This window comes from Actinomycetota bacterium, assembly GCA_036280995.1.
Classification (GTDB): domain Bacteria; phylum Actinomycetota; class CALGFH01; order CALGFH01; family CALGFH01; genus CALGFH01.
Map to the genome: position 1 here is coordinate 1 of DASUPQ010000536.1, position 2998 is coordinate 2998.

At 78.0% G+C, this 2998-nt stretch carries 5 protein-coding genes; all 5 read left to right on the forward strand.

What is annotated here, in order from left to right; genetic code table 11:
* On the forward strand, nucleotides 1-1434 hold a 1434-nt coding region (locus VF468_18020; protein HEX5880188.1), incomplete at its 5' end, for a V-type ATPase 116kDa subunit family protein.
* Nucleotides 1419-1868: an ATP synthase subunit C gene (locus tag VF468_18025; GenBank protein ID HEX5880189.1), complete on the forward strand. Its 450-nt coding sequence runs from the start codon at nucleotides 1419-1421 to the stop codon at nucleotides 1866-1868. The genes VF468_18020 and VF468_18025, both read left to right, overlap by 16 nt.
* Complete coding sequence (locus tag VF468_18030) at nucleotides 1865-2095, forward strand: V-type ATP synthase subunit F (protein HEX5880190.1); 231 nt, start codon at nucleotides 1865-1867, stop codon at nucleotides 2093-2095. The genes VF468_18025 and VF468_18030 overlap by 4 nt, the downstream gene beginning before the upstream one ends.
* A complete protein-coding gene (locus VF468_18035; GenBank protein HEX5880191.1) occupies nucleotides 2092-2625 on the forward strand; it encodes a hypothetical protein in 534 nt (177 codons plus the stop codon). The genes VF468_18030 and VF468_18035 overlap by 4 nt, the downstream gene beginning before the upstream one ends.
* Nucleotides 2622-2998, forward strand: a 377-nt coding sequence (locus VF468_18040; GenBank protein HEX5880192.1) for an ATPase, incomplete at its 3' end; no start/stop codon positions are given. The genes VF468_18035 and VF468_18040, both read left to right, overlap by 4 nt.

Consider the following 2998-nt stretch of genomic DNA (forward strand, 5'->3'; position numbering starts at 1 on the left):
TGGCCTGACCGGCTGCGGCCGGTGCCGATGCAGCGGGTGGCGCTGGTGGCGCCCGTGGCCACCCTCCGCTCGGTCCTGGTCCGGGTGGCCGGTTCCGGCAGCGTGGAGCTGGACTCCTGGACCGCGGACGAGGAGACGGCCGGCCTGGCGGCGCGCCGCCTCCAGGGAGCACGGCCTGGGGTGGCGGTGCCGGGCACCGACGGCGGCGCGGCCCTGCCGGCGCTGTCGCCGTCCGGCCCGGACCTGGAGGGCTGGGAGCGCGCCGGCCGCTGGGACCTGATCGCCGGCGAGGCCGAGCTGGAGGGCCGCATGCGGGGCGCGGTCACGCGCGGCAGCGCGGCGGCGCTCGCCGGCTGGACGCCTGCCGACGCCGCGCCCGGGCTCGCCGCCCGGCTGGCGGAGGTCGGTGGCGCGGTCGTGCCGCTGTCCCGCCCCAGGGGCGCCGACCCGCCGACGCTGCTGCGCGCGTCGGGGGTGCGCCGCTCGCTGACCCCGCTGCTGGAGACCTACGGGACCATGCCGTACGCGGATGTCGACCCGACGGTGCTCGCCGCGGTGGCGTACGTGCTGATGTTCGGGATGATGTTCGGCGACGCCGGCCATGGCCTGCTCCTGCTGCTGCTGGCGGCGGGGCTGCGGGCCGGGCGGCCGCGACGGCTGGCGCGCTTTGGCCGCGCCTGGCCGTTCGTCGCCGGTGCCGGGCTGGCGAGCACGGTCTTCGGGCTGCTGTACGGGGAGTTCTTCGGGCCCACCGGGGTTGTGCCGGTCCTGTGGCTGGAGCCCCTGGAGGATCCGGTGCCGCTGCTGCTGGCCGCGGTCGGCGTTGGCGGCGTGCTGCTCGCCGGCGCCTACGCGCTGGGGACGGTCAACCGCTGGCGGGAAGGCGGCTGGCCGCTCGCCCTGTACGCCCCGTCCGGCATCGCCGGGGCGGCCGTCTTCCTCGGGCTGGGCCTGGCGGCGGGTGGCTGGTATGCCGGGCTGGCGTGGCCGGTGGCCGTTGGCGGCGTGGTCGCCGCGGGCGGCCTGGCGCTGGCGTTCACCGGGTTCCTGTCCGCGGCCGGCGGGGGCTGGGCGGGCGTCGGCCAGGCGGCCGTCGAGGTGTTCGATCTGGTCGCCCGGCTCGGCGCCAACGTCGTCTCCTTCGCCCGGCTGGCGGCCTTCGGGCTCACCCACGCCGCCATCGGCGCGGTGGTCTGGCAGGCCACCGCCGGGTTGTGGGGCAACGGCGTGATCGCCGGCGCGGCCGCGGTGGCCGTGTTCGCGGCCGGCAACGCCCTCGCGTTCTCGCTGGAGGCGCTGGTCGCCGCCGTGCAGGCGCTGCGGCTGGAGTACTACGAGCTGTTCTCCCGGGTGTTCCAGGCTCAGGGCCGGCCGTTCCGGCCCTGGCACGTCCCGATCGCTTCCGAGGATGAGGTCCTATGTCGCTCTGGTTGATCTGCCTGCCGGTGGCCGCCATCGCGGCCGCCGCCACCTCCTGGGCGCTGCGGCGCCGGCACCCCCGGTCCCCCCGCGCGTTCCTGACCGTCAACGGCGTGCTGGCGTTGAGCGCCCTGGTCGTCCTGGCCGTCGCCATCGGCGGCGGGCCCGCCGAGGCCACCGGAGCGGAGGCGGCGGCGCCCGTGGCCGCGGTGGAGGCCGCCCAGCCGGCCGCCGACTCGAACGGGTCGGCGCTGCTGGGGGCCGCCATCGCGGTCGCCGCCTCCTCGATCGGCGCGGCCATCGCCGTCTCCTACACCGGCGCGGCCGCGCTGGCGGCCATGAGCGAGCGGCCCGAGCTGTTCGGCCGGGCCATGGTGATCGTCGGGCTGGCCGAGGGCATCGCCATCTACGGCCTGATCGTCGCCATCATCCTGATCGGGAGGGCGTGACCGTGGCCGGCGTCGCCGTCGTGGGCGAGCGGTTCCGGGTGCAGGGCTTCACCCTGGCCGGCGCGGTGGTGCACGCCGCCGACGACGCGGCCACCGTCCGCTCCGTGTGGGCCTCCCTCGGCGACGACGTCGCCGTCGTGGTCCTGACCCCACGAGCCGCCGCGGCGCTGGAGGCGGAGCTGGCCGAGGGAAGTCCGACGCCGCTGACCGTGGTGATGCCGTCATGACCCCCCGCACCACCGCCTCCCCCGGCGCCGGCGGCGCGCTCGAACCGGTCCGGGCCTGGCTGCTGGCGGCCGCCCGCGCCGAGGCCGAGCACCTGGTCACGGAGGTCGTCGCCGACGCCGAGCACCTGCTCACGGGGGCGCGTGCCGAGGCCGACGCGATCCTGGCCGAGGCCAGAGAGCAAGGGATCGCCGAGGGATCGGCGCTGGCCGTGGCCGAGCGGGCACACACCAGGCACCGGGCCCGCCGGCTGGGCCTCGACGCCGAACGGCAACCCTATGAGGAGCTGCGGGCCCGCAGCCGCGCGGCGGTCCGCGCCCTGCGCCAGGACCCGGGCTATCCGGCGCTGCGGGAGCGGCTGACCCGGCTTTCGCTGGCTGCCGCCGGGCCGGATGCCCGCGTCAGCGAGCACCCGGACGGCGGGGTGGTCGCCGAGGCGCCGGGCATCCGAGTCGACTGCACGCTGGACAGCCTGGCCGAGCGGGCGGTCATGGCCCTCGGCGGGGAGGTGGCGGAGCTGTGGGCCCCGTGACCGGCCGCGTGCTGCGGGTGAACGGCCCGCTCGTCGAGGTCGGCGGGCTGGCCGGGATCGCCATGCTCGACCTGGTCGAGCTGGGCTCCGAGCGGCTGCCCGGCGAGATCCTGGCCATCCGGGGCGACGTCGCCACCGTCCAGGCCTACGAGTACACCGGCGGCCTCGGGGCGGGCGCGGTGGCCCGGGCCCGCGGCGAGCCGCTGTCCGCGCCCCTCGGCCCGCACCTGCTCGGCGGGGTGTTCGACGGGCTGCTGCGCCCGCTCGCCGGCGCGGGGAGGTGGCTGACGCCCGCCGGGCGCCGGGCCGGCCAGGGCGACCGCCGCCGCTGGTGGTTCACGCCGGCCGTCGCCGGGGGCGCCACCGTCACCGC